This is a genomic window from Curtobacterium pusillum, from assembly GCF_007680845.1.
Lineage (GTDB): Bacteria > Actinomycetota > Actinomycetes > Actinomycetales > Microbacteriaceae > Curtobacterium > Curtobacterium pusillum_B.
Genome location: NZ_VEIY01000002.1, coordinates 598,548 through 616,175 on the forward strand (window position 1 = coordinate 598,548; position 17,628 = coordinate 616,175).

General features: G+C 71.4%; 23 protein-coding genes. 11 read left to right on the top strand and 12 right to left on the bottom strand.

The features are described from left to right. Nucleotides 1–10 precede the first annotated feature (10 nt). The 3 genes from FS825_RS07290 to FS825_RS07300 form a co-directional block, all read right to left on the bottom strand. Nucleotides 11–643 carry a M15 family metallopeptidase gene (locus tag FS825_RS07290; RefSeq protein ID WP_144711784.1) on the bottom strand — a complete coding sequence of 211 codons (633 nt, stop codon included), beginning with the start codon at nucleotides 641–643 and terminating at the stop codon, nucleotides 11–13. Nucleotides 644–787: 144 nt separating this feature from the next. Next, the gene (locus FS825_RS07295) at nucleotides 788–1,474 is read right to left on the bottom strand and encodes an SDR family NAD(P)-dependent oxidoreductase (RefSeq protein WP_144711785.1); all 687 of its coding nucleotides are present in this window, start codon (nucleotides 1,472–1,474) and stop codon (nucleotides 788–790) included. A 44-nt stretch (nucleotides 1,475–1,518) separates the two neighbouring features. Then, nucleotides 1,519–2,109 (bottom strand): DoxX family protein, encoded by a 591-nt coding sequence (locus FS825_RS07300; RefSeq protein WP_144711786.1) that lies wholly within the window; start codon nucleotides 2,107–2,109, stop codon nucleotides 1,519–1,521. 268 nt (nucleotides 2,110–2,377) lie between these two features. Here FS825_RS07300 and FS825_RS07305 point away from each other — a divergent pair, with 268 nt between their 5' ends. Beyond that, complete coding sequence (locus FS825_RS07305) at nucleotides 2,378–3,211, top strand: SDR family oxidoreductase (RefSeq protein WP_144711787.1); 834 nt, start codon at nucleotides 2,378–2,380, stop codon at nucleotides 3,209–3,211. 32 nt (nucleotides 3,212–3,243) lie between these two features. After that, nucleotides 3,244–4,125 carry a manganese catalase gene (locus tag FS825_RS07310; protein ID WP_144711788.1) on the top strand — a complete coding sequence of 294 codons (882 nt, stop codon included), beginning with the start codon at nucleotides 3,244–3,246 and terminating at the stop codon, nucleotides 4,123–4,125. 65 nt (nucleotides 4,126–4,190) lie between these two features. On the opposite strand, the gene FS825_RS07315 is transcribed toward FS825_RS07310, so the two are convergent. From FS825_RS07315 to mgrA, 3 genes are all read right to left on the bottom strand, one after another. Next, entirely contained in the window at nucleotides 4,191–4,457 is a 267-nt protein-coding gene (locus FS825_RS07315) for a hypothetical protein (RefSeq protein WP_144711789.1), read from the bottom strand. A gap of 5 nt (nucleotides 4,458–4,462) precedes the next feature. Then, nucleotides 4,463–4,903 carry an Hsp20/alpha crystallin family protein gene (locus tag FS825_RS07320; RefSeq protein WP_144711790.1) on the bottom strand — a complete coding sequence of 147 codons (441 nt, stop codon included), beginning with the start codon at nucleotides 4,901–4,903 and terminating at the stop codon, nucleotides 4,463–4,465. A 134-nt stretch (nucleotides 4,904–5,037) separates the two neighbouring features. After that, a complete protein-coding gene (gene mgrA, locus FS825_RS07325; RefSeq protein WP_144711791.1) occupies nucleotides 5,038–6,081 on the bottom strand; it encodes an L-glyceraldehyde 3-phosphate reductase in 1,044 nt (347 codons plus the stop codon). A 174-nt stretch (nucleotides 6,082–6,255) separates the two neighbouring features. Between mgrA and FS825_RS07330 the strand changes: the two genes are divergently transcribed. Genes FS825_RS07330 through FS825_RS07340 form a run of 3 tightly spaced genes read left to right on the top strand, consistent with a single transcriptional unit; the run spans nucleotide 6,256 to nucleotide 7,716 of the window. Beyond that, nucleotides 6,256–6,438: a hypothetical protein gene (locus FS825_RS07330; protein ID WP_144711792.1), complete on the top strand. Its 183-nt coding sequence runs from the start codon at nucleotides 6,256–6,258 to the stop codon at nucleotides 6,436–6,438. Nucleotides 6,439–6,486: 48 nt separating this feature from the next. Next, a complete protein-coding gene (locus tag FS825_RS07335; protein ID WP_144711793.1) occupies nucleotides 6,487–7,044 on the top strand; it encodes a MarR family winged helix-turn-helix transcriptional regulator in 558 nt (185 codons plus the stop codon). A 27-nt stretch (nucleotides 7,045–7,071) separates the two neighbouring features. Beyond that, on the top strand, nucleotides 7,072–7,716 hold the full coding sequence (locus FS825_RS07340) for a TetR/AcrR family transcriptional regulator (RefSeq protein ID WP_144711794.1): 645 nt from the start codon (nucleotides 7,072–7,074) through the stop codon (nucleotides 7,714–7,716). A gap of 3 nt (nucleotides 7,717–7,719) precedes the next feature. Here FS825_RS07340 and FS825_RS07345 read toward each other — a convergent pair whose 3' ends face one another. From FS825_RS07345 to FS825_RS07360, 4 genes are all read right to left on the bottom strand, one after another. Beyond that, nucleotides 7,720–8,403, bottom strand: a complete 684-nt coding sequence (locus tag FS825_RS07345; protein ID WP_144711795.1) for a hypothetical protein — start codon at nucleotides 8,401–8,403, stop codon at nucleotides 7,720–7,722. A 67-nt stretch (nucleotides 8,404–8,470) separates the two neighbouring features. Beyond that, nucleotides 8,471–8,887, bottom strand: a complete 417-nt coding sequence (locus FS825_RS07350; RefSeq protein ID WP_144711796.1) for a hypothetical protein — start codon at nucleotides 8,885–8,887, stop codon at nucleotides 8,471–8,473. 167 nt (nucleotides 8,888–9,054) lie between these two features. Beyond that, on the bottom strand, nucleotides 9,055–10,161 hold the full coding sequence (locus tag FS825_RS07355; RefSeq protein WP_144711797.1) for a Gfo/Idh/MocA family protein: 1,107 nt from the start codon (nucleotides 10,159–10,161) through the stop codon (nucleotides 9,055–9,057). Beyond that, nucleotides 10,158–10,958 carry a sugar phosphate isomerase/epimerase family protein gene (locus tag FS825_RS07360; RefSeq protein ID WP_186377110.1) on the bottom strand — a complete coding sequence of 267 codons (801 nt, stop codon included), beginning with the start codon at nucleotides 10,956–10,958 and terminating at the stop codon, nucleotides 10,158–10,160. Before FS825_RS07360 ends, FS825_RS07355 begins: the two co-directional genes overlap by 4 nt. Nucleotides 10,959–11,177: 219 nt before the next feature. Between FS825_RS07360 and FS825_RS07365 the strand changes: the two genes are divergently transcribed. The 6 genes from FS825_RS07365 (at nucleotide 11,178) to FS825_RS07390 (ending at nucleotide 16,654) form a co-directional block, all read left to right on the top strand. Beyond that, entirely contained in the window at nucleotides 11,178–12,476 is a 1,299-nt protein-coding gene (locus FS825_RS07365) for an MFS transporter (RefSeq protein ID WP_144711798.1), read from the top strand. A 4-nt stretch (nucleotides 12,477–12,480) separates the two neighbouring features. Continuing rightward, nucleotides 12,481–13,689, top strand: a complete 1,209-nt coding sequence (locus tag FS825_RS07370) for an MFS transporter (protein ID WP_144711799.1) — start codon at nucleotides 12,481–12,483, stop codon at nucleotides 13,687–13,689. Between the two features lie 77 nt (nucleotides 13,690–13,766). Further along, the gene (locus FS825_RS07375) at nucleotides 13,767–15,089 is read left to right on the top strand and encodes a carboxylesterase family protein (protein WP_144711800.1); all 1,323 of its coding nucleotides are present in this window, start codon (nucleotides 13,767–13,769) and stop codon (nucleotides 15,087–15,089) included. Nucleotides 15,090–15,226: 137 nt separating this feature from the next. Beyond that, on the top strand, nucleotides 15,227–15,817 hold the full coding sequence (locus tag FS825_RS07380) for a TetR/AcrR family transcriptional regulator (protein ID WP_144711801.1): 591 nt from the start codon (nucleotides 15,227–15,229) through the stop codon (nucleotides 15,815–15,817). Nucleotides 15,818–15,875: 58 nt separating this feature from the next. Further along, the gene (locus tag FS825_RS07385; protein WP_144711802.1) at nucleotides 15,876–16,316 is read left to right on the top strand and encodes an NUDIX hydrolase; all 441 of its coding nucleotides are present in this window, start codon (nucleotides 15,876–15,878) and stop codon (nucleotides 16,314–16,316) included. Between the two features lie 92 nt (nucleotides 16,317–16,408). Continuing rightward, nucleotides 16,409–16,654 (top strand): hypothetical protein, encoded by a 246-nt coding sequence (locus tag FS825_RS07390; protein WP_144711803.1) that lies wholly within the window; start codon nucleotides 16,409–16,411, stop codon nucleotides 16,652–16,654. 5 nt (nucleotides 16,655–16,659) lie between these two features. Here FS825_RS07390 and FS825_RS07395 read toward each other — a convergent pair whose 3' ends face one another. Together FS825_RS07395 and FS825_RS07400 are read right to left on the bottom strand one after the other, a co-directional pair. Next, nucleotides 16,660–17,331: a hypothetical protein gene (locus tag FS825_RS07395; RefSeq protein WP_144711804.1), complete on the bottom strand. Its 672-nt coding sequence runs from the start codon at nucleotides 17,329–17,331 to the stop codon at nucleotides 16,660–16,662. A gap of 41 nt (nucleotides 17,332–17,372) precedes the next feature. Continuing rightward, nucleotides 17,373–17,558, bottom strand: coding sequence for a hypothetical protein (locus FS825_RS07400; RefSeq protein WP_144711805.1), 186 nt, complete (start codon nucleotides 17,556–17,558; stop codon nucleotides 17,373–17,375). Nucleotides 17,559–17,628: the final 70 nt, after the last annotated feature.

Sequence of the window (17,628 nt, forward strand, 5' to 3'; positions counted from 1 at the left end):
TGAAACGCGTTCACCCCTCGGAGCTGTCGCGGAGCATCGTCGGGCAGGTCCCGCCCGGCGTCGTCGACAGCTCGAAGTGCCACGACTCGTTCTCGTAGGTCTGGCAGAGCCCGAAGTCGCTCCCGTGCTCCTGCATCCACGCGGCCGCGTCGACCGGGCCGACGTCGACTGCGCGGCCCAGGACGTGGGTCGAACGCTCCGGGGTGTTCACCCACCGGCGAGCCTCCTCGAGCGACCCGTGCTCCTGGACGGCCGCGTCGAGCAGCGTGCGTTGGTAGCGCGTGCTGCGCCAGCCGGAGTTGATGCGGACCTCGACGCCGTCCGCGGCGGCTGCCTCGGTCGCGCGGACCACCGCGCGGCGCAGGTCGGCGTCGAGGTTCGCGACGGCGGGGGTCCCGGCGAGCTCGTCGATCGTCGCGCTGGTGCCGATGCGGCCGTCCGCATCGCCGACGGTGTGGCCGCCGCCGCCGCCGTCGGTCGGCGGGTCCGCGGGCGCCGCCGACGTGTCCGACGTGCTGGTCCCGCGACTCCCGGCACCGGTTCCGTCGGGTCCGGGGAGGGACGCGGCAGCGCAGCCGGCGACCGTGAGGGTCGCGGCGCAGACGACGATGGTGGCGATGACGTGGAGGCGTTGCTGGTGCATGCCGTCAGCATCGGGAACGCGACCGCTCGGCACATCGGGCGCGAGTACCGACCGGCTCACCTGACGGGGTGAACCCGCGTCGGTCGCGGTGACCGTCCGCCGGACTGGAGGCGCGGTGCGGGCCCGACCCGCGCCTCCAGTCCGTCAGATCGTGATCTGGCCGAGCACGCGGTGCGCGATCGAGATCGACTCGCCGGAGACGACGGAGCGCGGCGACACGAGGAACGCGACGAGGTCCGCGATCTGCTGCGGGCTGGAGTCGCCGGGGCCGCCCGGCCGGACCTCGGCGGCCGGGGTGTTCGTCACCGTGCCGGGGTTGACGACGTTCACCGTGACGCCCGTGCCGGCGGCCTCGTCGGCGAGGTTCTTCGCGATGACGCTGACGGCGGTGTTCCGGAGGGACGCGGTGATGTTGCCGGAGAGGTAGGCGTTCTGCCCGCTCACCACGACAACACGCCCGAAGCCAGCAGCGCGCTGGGACGGGAGCACGGCGTTCGCGACCCGGAGGAAACCGAGCGCCTTCCCGTCGATCGCGGTGAGGACCTGCTCCGGGTCCGACCTCTTCGCCGGGTCGAGCGTGCCCGCGCTCGGGGCGGCGGTCACGACGAGCGCGTCGATGCGCCCGTGCTGCTCGAGGACGCGGGCGACGGCGGCGTCCACCGAGGCCTGGTCGGCGGTGTCGACGGCGACGCTGTCGGGGTCGTCACCGGCGCTGCGGGAGGCGACGACGACCGTTGCCCCCTCGGCACGGAGTCGATCGGCGACGGCGGCGCCGATGTACCCCTTCCCTCCGACGACGAGCGCGACACGGTTGGTGAGTTCGAGGTCCACGCGCCCACGCTATGCCTGTCTGCGGCGGCGTGTCCGTCCGGAGCTCAGGCGCCCTTCGGGTCCGTCGACCCCTGCGCCTCCGGGGTCTCGGCGGGGGAGTCGGCCGGTGGCGTCGCCGCGTCCGCGGCCAGGGCCTTCCGTCGCTGCGCAACCTGCACGGCGATGGCGACCGGGACGGCGGCGAGCGCGAGCGCCCGGAGCCACGGGCGGTCGAAGACGTGCCGGGTGGCGTGGTCGAGCGAGACCGGGCCCGGGCCGCCGAGCGCGAACATCGCCGCGGTGAACCCGAGGTACGCCGGGAACTCGAGCCCGCCGTCGGCGTTGAAGAAGCCGTTCGGGGTGTGCACGCTCGAGGCGACGCCCATCGTCGTCGCGGCGCCCGCGCCAGCGATCGGGGTCGCCAGTCCGAGCACGAGTCCGGCGCCCGACCCTGCTTCGCCGAGACCGGCGAGGACGGCGTTGCGCCGCGCGGGACGGAAGCCCATCGCGTGCATCCCCTGGGCGGTGCCTTCGATGCCGCCGCCGCCGAAGGCACCGAAGAGCTTCTGGGAGCCGTGCGAGACGAGCACGGCTCCGAGGGCGATGCGGAGCAGGGTCTTCGCGGTGACCGAAGCAGTAGTGGTGCTCGTGCTCATGGCGTTCCTCCTGATCGTTGGTCGCGCGGAAGCGATCGACTTCCGCCATGGCGTCACCAGCCCCGCCCGTGACCGTCATCCTGCCACCGCGCCGCGGCGATGTCCGCGGTCGTCTGCCGCAGGGGTACAGCACCGCTCGACCTTCGGGACCCCGCGCGATCCGGCCAGACGAACCGCGTGTTCGGTCCACTCCGGACGGCCGCCCAGCGGCCCGGGCCGACCGTGGGCCCCGTCACCAGCTCGACCGCACGACGGACCAGGAGGACCCATGACCGACCAGCAGCAGCCACCGGGCAGCGACCAGGCCCTGACGCCGCAGGCGGACCACGGCGAGACGTCGTACCGCGGCTCTCGCAAGCTCACGGGCAAGCGCGCGGTCATCACCGGCGGCGACAGCGGGATCGGCAAGGCCGTGGCGATCGCCTTCGCCCGTGAGGGTGCGGACGTCCTGATCAGCTACCTCCCCGAGGAGGAGGACGACGCCCAGGACACGAAGCGCTGGATCGAGGAAGCGGGCCGGAAGGCCGTCCTGTTCCCCGGCGACCTCAGCGACCCGGCGTACTGCCGCTCCGTGATCGCGCAGGCCGTGTCGGAACTCGGCGGCCTCGACGTCCTCGTGAACAACGCCGCGTACCAGATGACCCACGAGACGATCGAGGAGATCAGCGACGAGGAGTGGGACCACACCATCGCGACGAACCTCAGCGCCTACTTCCACCTCGTGAAGGCCGCACTGCCCCACCTCGGCGCCGGGTCCTCGATCATCGGGTCGAGCTCGGTGAACTCCGACAACCCGAAACCGAACCTGGCGCCCTACGACGTCACGAAGGCCGGTGTCGCGAACTTCTCCGCCGCCCTCGCCCAGCTCCTCGGCGAGCGGGGCATCCGCGTCAACAGCGTCGCCCCCGGCCCGATCTGGACACCGCTCATCCCCGCGACCATGCCGCCCGAGGAGGTCGAGCAGTTCGGCACGCAGTCGCCGCTCGGCCGCGCCGGACAGCCGGCCGAGCTCGCACCGGTCTACGTGCTGCTCGCCAGCGACGACGGCAGCTACGTCTCCGGAGCCCGCATCGCGGTCACCGGCGGCACGCCCATCCTCTGACACCCGGAACCACCGAACGCAAGGAGCACGATTTGTACTTCCACAAGCAGGAACTCCAGTTCAAGAGCACGCCGGACAAGCCCGACGCGATCTACGCCCGCAAGCTGCAGGAGGTCCTCGGCGGCCAGTACGGCGAGATCTCCGTCGCGCTGCAGTACCAGTTCCAGGCGTGGAACATGCACATCCCGGGCAAGTACCGCGACATGGTGTTCGGCATCGGTGCGGAGGAGATGGGCCACGTCGAGATGCTCGCGACGATGATCGCGCAGCTGCTCGAGAAGAGCCCCCTCGGCATCACCGAGGACGCGCTGCAGGACGACCCGACCGTGGCCGCGATCGTGGGCGGCACCGACGTCCAGCACGCGATCGTCGCCGGTGCGGGTGCCCGGCCGGTGGACAGCAACGGCAACCCCTGGCAGGGCTCGTACATCACCGCCAGCGGCAACCTCCTCGCCGACTTCACGGCGAACGAGAACGCCGAGATGCAGGGGCGCGTGCAGGCCGCACGGCTCTACCACATGACCGACGACCACGGCGTGCGGGACCTGCTGAGCTTCCTCATCGCCCGCGACACGATGCACCAGAACATGTGGGCGACCGCTGCTGCGGAACTCCGCGAGAAGGGCATGGAGGGCTTCCCGGTCCCGAGCAACTTCCCGCAGTCGAAGGAGAACCAGGAGGTCCACTACCAGTACCTCAACTTCTCCGACGGCGCCGCGGCTGCCGACGGCCCCTGGGCCAGCGGCCCCTCGTTCGACGGCAATGGCGAGTACTCGTACCACGACGGCCCCACCACCTCGGTGCCGATGCCGCCGCCCACGCACCCGGACGTGCGGCTCTACGGCACGACCGAGATCCCGAACGTCGTCGAGAAGACGGCCGGGCTCGTGCAGGACAAGCTCAACAAGGAGTAGTCGCACACAGCGGGAGGCTCGGCGCACGTGGTGCGCCGAGCCTCCCGCTGTCGGTACTCTCGTCCTCACCGCCGGGGCGGCTCGAACAGTCCCGAGTACGCCCGCACGGCGCTCCACCCCGCGATGAGGAGGACCGTCCCTGCGACGGCGGCCGCCCACGGCAGGAGCGGGGACGAACCCCACGACCCCGGAGCGACCACCCAGGCCAGGAACGTCCCGGTGAGGCTACCGGTCGCGCCGAGGAGTGCCGCCGTCCGCCGATCGAGGCTCGTCAGCGTGAGGGCTGCGGTGACGACGACGATCGCCGCCACCGCGTTCACCAGGACCCCCATGCCGGTCAGTGCTCGTCGGAGCCCGCCCCGACGGCGAGCTGCTCGGAACCGCCACCGACGCTGACGGCGATCTTGCGCGGCTTCGCGGACTCCTTCACCGGGATCGTGATGCTCAGCACGCCGTTGTCGTAGCCCGCCGTGATCCGGGCGGCGTCGAGACCGTCGCCGAGGGTGAGCTGCCGGACGAACGTGCCCGGCTGACGCTCCCGGGTGATCCACTGCGAGCCCTCCGGGGCACCGAGGGTCCGCTCGGCGCGGATGGTGAGCACCGAGCCGTCCACGTCGATGTCCACCGAGCCCGGGTCGATGCCGGGGAGGTCGACGTCGAGGACGTAGTGGTCGCCGGTGCGGTAGAGGTCCATCGGCATCGAGCGCGGCCCGGCTGCACCGAGGAGGGAGCCAGCGAGTCGATCGAGCTCGCGGAACGGGTCGAAGTTCATCGTCATCGGAATCAACTCCTTCGTGTCTGCTGTTGAGTCCCCTCGACTCAACTGCTGAACGTTCTAGCACTCGAGCCTTGAGAGTGCCAAAAACTCGCTCGGAAATCGCTCGGAGGTCGGCGCGACCCGGACGGCCTGACTCAGCTCACCTGGCCGGACCGGGCACCGGACCACAGGTCGACGTCGAGCACGCCGACCGAGTGCTCGTCGATGCGGGCGAGCTCGTCGTCGGTGAAGGACAGGTTGTCGAGCGCGGCGACGTTCTGGTCGAGCTGCTCCACCCGCGACGCGCCGATGACGAGGCTCGTGACCCGTTCGTCCCGGAGCGCCCACGCGAGCGCGAGCTGCGCCAGGGTCTGCCCGCGTTCCTCGGCGATGCCGTTCAGCGCGCGCAGGTGCTCGACGACCTCGGGTGTGATCCAGTCGGCGTCGAGGGACTTGCCCGCGGCGGCACGGGAGTCCGCCGGCACGCCGTCCAGGTACCGACCGGTGAGCAGCCCCTGCGCGAGCGCCGTGAAGCCGATCACGCCGAAGCCCTCCTCGCCGGCCGCGTCGACGAGCCCCTCGGTCTCGATCCACCGGTTGAGCATCGAGTAGGACGGCTGGTGGATGAGGAGCGGCGTGCCGAGGTCGCGGAGGATCGCGGCGGCCTGGCGGGAGCGCTCGGTGTCGTACGACGAGATGCCGACGTACAGCGCCTTGCCCTGCTGGACGGCCGTGTGCAGCGCGCCCATCGTCTCCTCCAGCGGCGTCGAGGCGTCGAGCCGGTGCGAGTAGAAGACGTCGACGTAGTCCAGGCCCGTGCGCTGGAGCGACTGGTCGAGCGAAGCGAGCACGTACTTGCGGGAGCCACCGCCCTGGCCGTACGGCCCGGGCCACATGTCCCACCCGGCCTTGGTCGAGATCACCATCTCGTCCCGGTACGGCCGGAAGTCCTCCCGCATGAGGCGGCCGAAGTTCACCTCGGCCGCGCCGTACGGCGGTCCGTAGTTGTTCGCGAGGTCGTGGTGCGTGATGCCGAGGTCGAACGCGCGGCGACTGATGGCCCGCTGTGTCTCGAAGGGCTTGTCGTCCCCGAAGTTGTGCCAGTACCCGAGCGACAGCAGCGGGAGGTCGAGCCCGGATCGTCCGGTCCGCCGGTAGGGCATGGCGTCGTAGCGGTCGTCGGCAGCGATGTACGTCATGCGTCCATCCTCCCGGGTCGCCGGGTGAACTACACGGATGTAGTTCATCCCACTGAACAATTCGGTGCGCGAACCGTACAGAACTCGAATAGTTCGTTGCGCTGATCGTTCACGTTGTGAAACACTTTCGATCGTCCGCAGGGGACAGCAAGGACGCAGGAAGGCGGGATCGCAATGCACAGCACGTACACCGGGATGCCGCGACAGACACGGCTCGTCGGCAGCCACACCCGCGTCGGCCTGACCGACCCCGCCGTCATCGACGCCTACGTCGAGCGCCGGATCCAGGACCCGTCGCTGCTCTCCAGCCGGTCCGAACCCTCGTACGCCGACTTCTTCCACGCGCCCGCCGCGTAGCATCCAGGAGCCCACCCCTTTCGTCAGGCAGAGAGAACCGCACCGAAGATGCCCCTGACCGTCGTCCGCCGCGAGCACATGCACCTCTACGCCCGGGAACCCCGGTCGCGCTCCGCGAAGGTCGCCGTCGACGCCCTGCTTCGCCTGCAGCACGCCGAGGAACAGCAGCTCGAGCAGGCCCGTTCCGAGAGCGGGCTGACGAAGAACGAGTTCCTCGCCGTGCGGTACATGCTCCAGGCGCACCGCGACGGCCGGCCGATGGGCCCCAAGGACCTCGCCGTGATGCTCAACGTCTCGAACGCCTCCGTGACGAAGATCGTCGACGGCCTGGTGGACAAGGGCGACTTCGTTCGTGCCCCGCACCCGACGGACCGACGAGCCCAGGTGCTCGAACCGACGGTCCAGGCCGCGAAGAAGATCGACGCGTCCTACGCCCGCTTCCACGAGGCCGTGGTCGAGGTCATGGACCACCTGTCGAACGAGGAGAACGACGTCCTCGCACGCTGCCTCGAACAGATCACCGAAGCACTCGCAGACGGCGCACCCGCCCCGGTCGACGAGTACACCGTCGACCCGGACGGGCTCGCGGAGCCGTACGACTCCTAGAAAACCTTCCAGCGGTAAGTTGGGGGGATGACACACCCCGCTGACGACGAGGGGACCCAGCCGCGGCGCGGCGGGTACCGCAAGGGTGACGAGCGGCGGGCGCAGATCCTCGACGAGATGATCCGCATGGTCGCGGACCACGGCGTCGACGCTTCGTCGTTGCGGTCCGTGGCGGAGACGCTCGGCATCACCCACGCCGCGCTCCGGCACTACTTCCCGAGCCGGGACGAGCTCCTGCTCGCCGTCTACCGCGAGCACGAGGTCCGCGAGCAGGGCGCGCCGGACCGGATGAAGTCGGCGATCGGGGACATGCGCGAGAGCGCGTCCCGGAACCGCGCGGTGCCCGGTCTCGTGCAGCTCTACACGACCCTCGCTGCCGACGCCGTGCAAGAGGGACACCCGGCGACCCGTGCGTTCATGCGCGAACGGTTCACCCGACTCCGGGCGGACCTCGCGGTGCTCATCGAGGCGGACCAGGCGTCCGGGCGGATCCGGGCCGACCTGGACCCGGTCGACCTCGCGTCCCTGAGCATCGCGGCGTCCGACGGGCTGCAGGTGCAGTGGCTGCTGGATCCCGATGCGGTCGACGGCGAGAAGGTGCTGCGGTTGCTCGAGCAGATCGTGCCCCCTGCGGCGGCCCCCGGTGTGACGACCGTCGCCGACCGGTCGTAGCGCTCACCCGTCCGGCAGTTCGACCTTCGATCCCCGCGGGTCACGCCGCCGACCGTCCGGCGCCGGGACGGCCGGCACCGAGGGAACCGCGAGCGCGCGCCGCCGTGCAGCGTCGGCCCTCCCCGCTCCGGTCACGGCGGCGACGAACGACGCGGACTGCAGCACGGCGAACACCGGTGGGACCAGGAGCAACGTGAGCCGGTCCACGTCGGCGAGGCCGGAGGCCACCAGGCCGGCCCAGGCGACGATCCACGCGACGGGGAGCCAGACGAACCGGCTGGCCGCGACGACGGCAGGTCCGATCGCCCGCTCCGCACGGTCGATGACGAGGTCCCGGTCCGCCGGGAGCACCTCCGGTGGGCGAGCCGCGAACTGCCGGTCGATGCGCTCGCTCCGGCGCCAGTCGCCGGTCGGAGGGGCCGCGGTCGTCGCCGTGCCGCCGCCGACCGGGACGAAGGCGGCGACGAAGCACCCGAGCGCGGCCGCGAGGACGACCACGGCGAGGACGTGCAGCGGCCACGGGCCCTCGAGGAAGCTCCACAAGCGGTCGGCGACGACGAGGAAGGCGCCGACCACTCCGGCGACCGTGCCGCTCAGGACGGTCCGGCGACGGAGGCGCACCGGGGCGAGGAACCGCGATCGCTCTGCACGGACGATGCGCAACCCCGTCGTGAACGCACTGCTCATGGGGCCATCCTCCTCCGAGGCGGCCCGCGGCGGCGAGACCGAGGCGAGCCGCGCCTCCAGGCTTCGATCAGCCGTACCCCTCGTCCGTCAGCCGCCATCCGTCCGGGGTGTGGCGGAAGCAGAACTGCCAGCCCGGCAGCGTGCCGGGATCAGAGCCGGTCATGTTCGTCTCGGTGATGTCGACCGGGATGCACTCCTCCGCGACCGTCCCGGTCGCTCCGGCACCGACGTGCGACGCCGCCCCGATGTGCCGGTACGACACGAGGTCCGGATGGTGATCGAACCACGACGACGGGTGACGGCCGCCACACCAGGCGAGGTCCTTCGACCCTCTGTCCGCGGTGAGCGCCTCGGTGACCGTGCAGTCGTGCATCGTCGCGGCTCGGAGGTACACCCGGAGGACCTGCTCGGCGGAGGCGTCGGACGGCGGCAAACGCTCCTCGATCGCGACCGAGCGGGCGTGGGCCACGGACGCGACCGCCACGACGCCACACACCACGAGCCCGAGGGAAGCCCGCCTCCGTCGCGTCCACACGCGCCCATCCTGGCAGGCGGGCCAGCGAGGTCAGGCGAGCCGCGCCTCCAGGCCCACCCCGCCCAACACGCAGAACGGCCGACCCCTGTCGGGGCCGGCCGTCCTGTCGAACCGGGCTACTCCGCGGTGAGGACCGCGGCCGCCGGGTCGAAGTCCTCCGGCAGCGGCGGGATCGCGTCCACGGTCGACGTGATGTCGACCGCCGAACCCGACTCGGCCGCGTCCCGGATGCCGAGCAGCACGTCGAGGACGTGCAGGGCGACGGCACCCGATGCCCGCTCGGGACGGTCCTCGGCGATGGCGCGCGCGAGCTCGACGACACCCGTGCCACGACCCCAGGTGGAGCCGACGGCCTCGAGCGTCTCGGGCTCGTCCTGGCCGTACCGCCAGAGCTGCGACGAGCCCTCGAACGTGTTCGGGTCCGGGAGCGAGATCGTGCCGAGCGTGCCGTTGATCTCGACGAAGCCCATGCGCGGCAGGGCGTGCTGGAACGAGAACGTCGACTGGGCGGACTGCCCGCCGGCGAACTCGATCAGGGCCGCGTGGTGCGTCGGGACCTCGACCGGGAACGTCTCACCGGCACGGGGGCCGGAGGCGATCGTGCGACGGTCGAGCGACTTCGAGGACACCGCCTGCACGCGGCTGGCGGTGCCGAACGCGTGCACGAGGGTCGTCACGTAGTACGGCCCCATGTCGAACAGCGGTCCGGCGCCGGTCGCGAACAGGAAGTCCGGGTTCGGGTGCCACGCCTCGGGCCCGGGGACGTGGAACAGGGTGGTCGCGGAGAGCGGCTCGCCGATGTCACCGCGGGCGATGGCCCGGAGCGCCGTCTGGATGCCCGCGCCGAGCACGGTGTCCGGCGCCGTCGCGACGCGCAGGCCCTTGGAAGCGGCCGATGCCAGCACCGCCGCCGCCGACTCGTGGTCGGTCGCAATCGGCTTCTCGCTCCACACGTGCTTGCCGGCGTCGACGATCTGCTGGTCGACCTCGGCGTGCGCCGCCGGGATCGTCAGGTTGATGACGATCTGGACGTCGTCACGGGTGAGGAGCTCCTCGACCGTCCCCGAAGCGGCGACCCCGTACGTGGCCGCCTGCGCGGCAGCACGGTCGAGCAGCACGTCGGCGACGAAGCGGACCTCGACGTCGGCGAACTTCGTCAGGTTCTCGAGGTACTGCGTGGAGATGTTGCCGGCACCGATGATGCCGATCCCGACACGGCTCACTTGTCGTTGGCCTTCAGCCAGGTCAGGGACTCGGCGATGCCCTCGAAGACGTCGCCCGAGTAGGCGTCGAACTCGACGACGCGGATGGCCTGGGGTGCGGCGGCGAGGATGCTCGGCACGTCGACGTCGCCCTGGCCGGCCGGGGTCTGGTTCTCGAAGGCGCGCTGCAGCGCCTCGGGCACGATGAGGGCGCTCTCCGACGAGGGCAGCGCGGTGCGGATGTCACCGTCGACCTTGCCGTCCTTGACGTGGATCGCGACGACGCGGTCGCCGAGGGACTTCAACACGGCGGGGGCGTCGGCGCCGCCGACGGTCGCCCAGAAGGTGTCGACCTCGAGCACGGTCTCGGGCGACAGCTGGGACACGAAGTGCTCGTAGACGGTCTTGCCGTCGACCTTGTTCGTGAACTCCCACTGGTGGTTGTGGTAGCCGAACTTGAGCCCGCGACCGGCGGCCTCGGCGGTGAGCACGTTGACGCGCTCGGCGATCTTGGCGACGTCGTCGGCGGTCTGCCAGCGGTCGGTCGGGATGAACGGGTCGATGACCGTCTCGATGCCGAGGCGCTCGGCTGCGTCCCAGATCGGGGCGGTGTCGTCGGCGTCGATCACGGCGACGTGACCGGACGGGGCCTTCAGGCCGGTGGCCGCGAACGCGCGCTCGAGGTCGGCGGCGCGCTCGACGAACGCGTACGGCTCGACGTTCTCGTAGCCGATCTCGCGGACCCGGGCGATGGCCTTGTCGAGGTCGTCAGCGATGGCGTCACGCAGCGAGTACAGCTGCACAGAGGTGATGGGCATGGTGCGCAAGGCTCCTTCTGGGGGTCGCGGCCGCCTCGGAGCGATGCTCCACGGCGAGATCGAGTACGACGCTACCGCAGAAACCACCCGCTGTGTAGTTTTTGCTGCGCCGCGTGACGGCTCGGAGTGTCGCGAGCGACACGTGTCGTTGTATGCTCAGCGAGTCAAAACCGTGCATGACACGGTTTTCGACGGCAAGCATCGACTCAAGGAGGCGTCATGAGCACACCCGAACCCGGTAGCCCGGTCCTGCTGAACCCCGAGGAGGGGATCACCCAACCGGTCAGCACCGTCAAGGTCGGCGTCGGCTACCAGATCGCGCTGTTCCTCGGGCAGTTCGGCCTCTTCGTCGCACTCATGGCCCCGGTCTACGTCAGCATGCAGCTCAAGGCGCAGGCCCTGGTCGGGGACGACGCCGCGAACGTCATCGGCTCGGTGCTCCCGATCGGCGCGCTCGGCGCCCTCGTCATGAACCCGCTCGCCGGTGCCCTGTCCGACCGGACCCGCACGCGCTGGGGTCGCCGGCGACCCTGGCTCCTCGGCGGCGTCGTGGTCTTCGCCGCCGCACTCGCCTGGATCGCGTACTCGCCGGACGTCCTCAACCTAACGCTCGCGTGGCTGCTCGCCCAGCTCGCCGCCAACGCCACGCTCGCCACCCTGCTCGCGAGCTTCGCCGACAACGTCCCGCAGATCCAGCGCGGCCGCTCGTCGAGCATCATCGCGCTCGCGCAGAACATCGCCGTGCTCGCCGGCACCTACCTGTCGGTGTTCTTCGTCGCGAACCTGCCCGTGCTGTTCATCGCGCCCGGCATCCTCGCGATCATCCTCGTCGCCGTCTACGCCGTCGTGGCCCGGGACGACCTGCCGACCTACACGGTCAAGAAGTTCACGTTCCGGAACCTCGTCGCGTCGTTCTGGACGAACCCGGTCAAGAACCCGGACTTCGCGTTCGCCTGGTGGTCGCGCTTCCTCATCATCTTCGCGACGTTCATGTTCACCACCTACCGCCTGCTGTACATGGAGCAGCACCTCGGGATCGACGACGCGAAGGAGGCCACGGCCGCCGTCGCCTTCGGCGTGCTCCTCTACACGATCGCGTTGCTCGTCAGCGCGGCGCTCTCCGGCTGGGCATCGGACCGGATCGGCCGCCGCAAGGTCTTCGTCGGCGGCTCGACGGCGCTCTTCGCCGTGGGACTCGTGGTGCTCGCGCACGCCGACTCCGTGCACGGCTTCTACGTCGCCGAGGTCGTCATGGGCTTCGCCTACGGCATCTACTCCGCCATCGACACCGCACTCGTCGTGGACGTGCTGCCGAACGCCGACCGGCCCGGCAAGGACCTCGGCGTGATCAACATCGCCAACGCCCTGCCGCAGTCCCTCGCGCCCGCCGTCGCGCTGTTCTTCCTCAAGATCGGGTCCGGCGGCGCGGCGGACAACTACACCCTCATGTGCTGGGCCGCCGGGGTGATCGCGATCGTCGGCGCCCTTGTGGTGATCCCCATCAAGCGGGTTCGATAGCGGGATGCACCAGCTCGGGGTCGACGTCGACCGCAGACAGCTCGCCCGGTGGCGGAACGCCATCGTCGTCGCCTTCGCGATCGGCGGGGTGAGCCTGGCTGCGTGGGGCCCGCGCCTCCCCGAGCTCCGCGTCGAACTCGGCGTGGACGTCGGCACCATCGGGCTCATGCTCGGCGGGGTCACAGTCGGGTCGATCGGCGGCCTGCTCAGCGCGGCACCGCTGCTCCGTCGGCTCGGCGGCCGGCCCGCGCTGACGGCGGTCGTCGTGCTCGTCCCCGTGGCGATCGCGGTCATCGGTGCGGCTGCGGCGCTCCACTCCGCCCCGCTCGCGACGGTCGGGTTCGTGGTCGGCGGCGCGGGCATCGGCGCGCTCGACGTGATGGCGAACATCGAGGGCACGGCGATCGAGGTGCTCGCCGGACGCACGCTGCTCCCGTTGATGCACGCGGCCTGGTCGGGAGGCGCGGCCCTCGGTGCCGGGATCGCCGCCCTCTGCGCATGGCTGGGTGTCACCCCGTCGGCGCAGCTGATCGGGCAGGCCGTCGTCATCCTCGTGGTCGGGGTCGTCGCGATGCGGGGGATCCCGGACGGCACGCGCGCCGAGGAGCACGACACGTCGCTCACCTCGCGTCAGCGCCTGGCGCAGTGGGCACGTGGCTGGGCGGACGTGCGGCTCCTGCTCATCGGGCTCGTCATGCTCGGGGTCGAGCTCGGCGAGGGGTCGGCGAACAACTGGCTGGCCCTCGCCACCACCGACGGGCACGGGCAGACCGCCGCCGTCGGAGCCCTCTTCTTCACGGTCTTCGCCGTCTCCGAGGCGGCCACCCGCGTCTTCGCCGGACCCGTCGTCGACCGGCTCGGCCGCGTGGCGACCATCCGCTGGACCACCGCGCTCGGCATCGTCGGCGCCGTCCTGTTCATCGTCGGCGGCAGCTGGTGGCTGACCCTCGTCGGCGTGGTGCTCTGGGCGATCGGCGTCTCGATGGGGTTCCCGCTCGGCATGTCCGCGGCGGCGCAGAGCGGCCCGAACCCCGCGGCCCGGGTCAGCGTGGTCGCGTCGATCGGGTACTTCGCGAACTTCGCGGGGCCGCCCGTGATCGGGGCGATCGCCGAACACGTCGGAGCGCTCAGTGCGCTCTGGTTGGTGGCAGTCCTGTTCGTCGCGGCGTTCGCGGCGTCCGGATCGTTGCGGCCGGTGGTGCGACGCGACTGACGACGGACTGGAGGCTCGGTGCGGGCCCGCCCCGTCCCTCCAGGCCGTGTCCTGGTCACGCTGGGTAGCGTGGGCGGATGCTCGACGTCGACCCGCTCACCTGGGACCCACCCGCCGGACGCATCACCGGCATCGCCGACGGCACCGTCGTCCGCGCCCTCGGGATCCCCTACGCACGAGCCGAGCGCTTCGCACCACCCGAGCCCTGGCCCGTGTTCGACGAGCCGTACCCCGCGACCACCCCGTCCCCCGTGGCGCCGCAGTCCCAGGCGACGTTCGTCGACCAGTTGCTCCACCCGGTGGAGGGGCTCGTGGTCGACGAGCACTGCCAACGCCTCTCGATCACGGCACCGGCCGAGGTCGCGCCCGGTGAACGGCTCCCGGTCGTCGTCTGGATCCACGGTGGCTCGTACGTCATCGGCGGCGGAGACCTGCCGATCTACGACGCGCACGACCTCGTCTCCGAGCAGCGGGTCGTGTTCGTCTCCGTGACGTTCCGGCTCGGGGTCCTCGGGTTCCTCGGTGACGGCGCCACGGTGCCGGCGAACCTCGGGCTCCTCGACCTCGTCGCGGCACTGCGCTGGGTCCGAGCGAACATCGCCGCGTTTGGTGGTGACCCCGAGCTCGTGACGGTCGCCGGGCAGTCCGCCGGGGGCGATGCGGCTGCCCACCTCATGATCAGCGACGGGGCGGCCGGACTGTTCCGGCGGGCGATCATCCAGAGCGCTCCGCTCGGGCTCTCGCGCGGACGCGCACGGATGAACCGCGCGATGCTCCGTGCGGTCGGTGTGGTCGGGCCGGACCTGTCGCTCGACGCCGTGCTCGAGCGGCAGGCGCTCGGGGAACGGGCCGCTGCACCGTTCGGTCTGTCGGGCGGGATGCCGTACGGCACGCAGTACGGCTTCGCGCCGTTGCCCGCCGAGCGTGGACTCGACGCGGCCTGGAGTGCGGTCGCCCCCGGGATCGACGTCCTCATCGGCTCCGGCGACGACGAGACCGGGATGTACGTGCCGCTCGTCCCCGGACTCCGGTCGATCGCCCGGTCCCGGATCGTGCGGCCGCTCCTCCGGTGGCTCCTCGTGCGGCCGCTGTCCGAGGTCATCTACGGGCGCGACGTCCGACGGTTCGCCGCGCGGCACCGAGCGGCTGGCGGTCGGGCGACCACGTACCGACTGCACCGCGGCGTGACGACGAAGCCGACGGGAGCGGTGCACATGAGCGACCTGCCCCTGCTCCTCGGTGGGCGTGCGGCGTGGGCGGGGTCCCGGTTCGTGACGGAGCAGGACTGGGCCGAGGTCGAGCGCCGCGGGCCCGCCTTCCGGGCGATCTGGGCGGAGTTCGCCCGCACCGGGCGGGTGACGGCGGCCGACGACGAGACGCTGACGTTCGACCGGGGCTGAAACCGGGCGGGTCCGGCGGAGCGGTCCGGCGGTCCGCCCATCGGTGGGCGTCGGTCGGGGCGGGCGGGCGCCCGTGCGCGTCCGTCCCCAGAACTGGCGGTCGCGGGCCGGTGGTCGTGGCCCGGAGAATCGACGGCATGCCCGGATCCGATGCCGACCTGCGCGCCCGCATCGTGACGGGCGCGATCGCGGCCTACCGCGTCGCCGACTTCCACACGGTCGGTCCCGCCGAGGTCGCCACCCACGCGGAGGTCCCCGAGTCCGAGGTCCGCCGGGTCTACCCGATGTGGGAACTCCTCGTCGTCGCCGTCATGGACCGCTGGAACAACGGCAACCGCCGTGCGCTCTGGGTCGTCGCCGAGCGGTCCGGCGCCGTGGCCTACCTCCGCGCCCGACTCGAGGCCGGCCGCGACGAACCGGCACTCGTCCGGCTCCGGATCGCCCTCCTCAGCGCTGCGTCGAGCCCCGAGCACCCGGCGGCCGGGTGGTTCCGCAGCCAGTACACGCACTCGTTCGAGGACGTCACCCTCGCTCTCGTGCGGGACGTCGTCGCGGGGCGCGAACCCCGCGGGACCTCGCCCCGGCACGCGGCCGAGCAGCTCGTCGCCCTGTACGAGGGACTCCAGTTGCAGTCGATGCTCCGCGACGACGTCGATGCACTCGGTGGGTTCGACCGGGCCGTGGCACGGATGCGGGCCGGTTGGGCCGCGGCCGCAGCGACCGTCTGACCTGCGCGTCCCGGCGCGGCTCGGCGCCGGTCCAGCAGCGAACTGGCATGGTCGGCTGATGGAGTACACGGACTACGACACCCGGCTCGCCGCCTACGGCGTGATCACGGACCGCGACCACGTGCTCCTCGCCAAGCTCCGGTTCCCCGAGGCCGGCACGTGGACCCTCCCTGGCGGCGGGGTCGAGTTCGACGAGTCGGTGGAGCAGGCCGTCGTGCGGGAGATCCGCGAGGAGACCGGGTTCGAGGCGTCCGTCGGCGCGCTGCTCGGTGTCCGGCACCACATCGTCCCCGCTGAGCGGCGGATCCACGCGACGGGTCGCCCGATGAAGGCCGTGCAGGTCGTGTTCCGCGCCACGATCACGGGCGGGGCACTGCGGTCCGAGGAGGACGGCTCCACCGACGAAGCCGCGTGGGTGCCGATCGCCGAGCTACCCCACCACCGCCATGGTCTCGTCGTGCCGATCGCCCTCGGGTGGGCCGGTGCCCTGACCCGCTGACCGGGCCGGCGTGCTCGTCCGCGGACCGGCGGGCACGGAACGAGGGCGACGGGCGGGCGGAACGGCGGCGGAACCCGGTCGACCGGCGCGGGGTGGTCATCGCACCGACGGAAGCAGCACGCGACGACCTCGCTCGCGCGTACGGGCACATCAACGGGCCGGTGATCGACGTGACCGACGGGCTGACCGAGACCGAGGCGGAAGCGGTCGGTCGGTTCGCACAGCGTCTCGCGGCCTCCCTCCGGCAGGGGACCGCGGCCGCGGAGCCGGCGTCGGCGCTCGACACGGGTCCGACCCGGGTGCACGACGCGGGCGAGGCGGACCCGCTCGCGGTCTGAACCGCCTACTTCCTCAGCACGCTCACGAACGGCGCCGGCAGGTCCCCGCGCACGGGCGGCCGGACCTGCCACCCGAGGCTGCGCAGTGTCTCGGCGGTCTCGGCGGAGAACTGCCGGGCCGTCGCTGCGGCCTCGTCGCGGCGCCAGTCCTTCCGGTACTCGTGCAGTGCCCGCTCCCAGCCGGGCAGCGCATCGACGCCGCACTCGAGGATGACGAACTCGACGACGTCCGCCAGGCTCGGGCGGAAGTGCGGCCCGGCGAGCGGGAAGTGCAGCGACGACAGTCGGGTCGAGTCACGCCGCCCGGTGCCGCGGTCTCCGGTCCGTGAGAGCAGGGCGCTGAAGGCGCCGCGCTCCGCATGCAGGTGCCAGTGCGACCGCGGTGTGGACGTGAGGACTTCCTCGTACTCGAACCGTGCGAGTGGCTGGCGATCCCCGGTCAGGACCAGCGTGTACTTGCTCTCGGCCACGACGAGCGCTTCGTGGTGCGGCTGCCAGCGGAACCGCATCGAGAGTGCCAAGGACGCGACGTGTGTTCCACCTGCGAGGAGCCGCATCGACGCGAAGTTGCCGTCTCTCTCGGCGTCCCGGAGGAGCGCGGACCCGTCCGGCTCGACGGCGCGCGCCCAGAGCTGCACGTCGTGCTCGGGCAGCGCAGCGTCGATGAGCGTCTGCATCCGGTCCACATGGACAGAAGCAGCGTCCAGCAGGTCACGCATCATCGCTCGCCGAGGAGGAACGAGATGCCGTCGAGGTCCTCGCGCGCGTAGTACTCCTCGACGTCGAGGTCGCGCCACCTCTCGATCGGTGCGAACTCGCGTTCGTCCAGGTTCCACTTCCGGTACAACTCGGCACGCCGCGCACGCAGCTCGTCGCGATCCGCGATCTCCACTCGGATGGTCATGATGGTCCTCTCGTCGGTTGGAGGACCGAGGGTAGGACCGTGAGTTCGCAGAATGCGACTTTTCCGAATA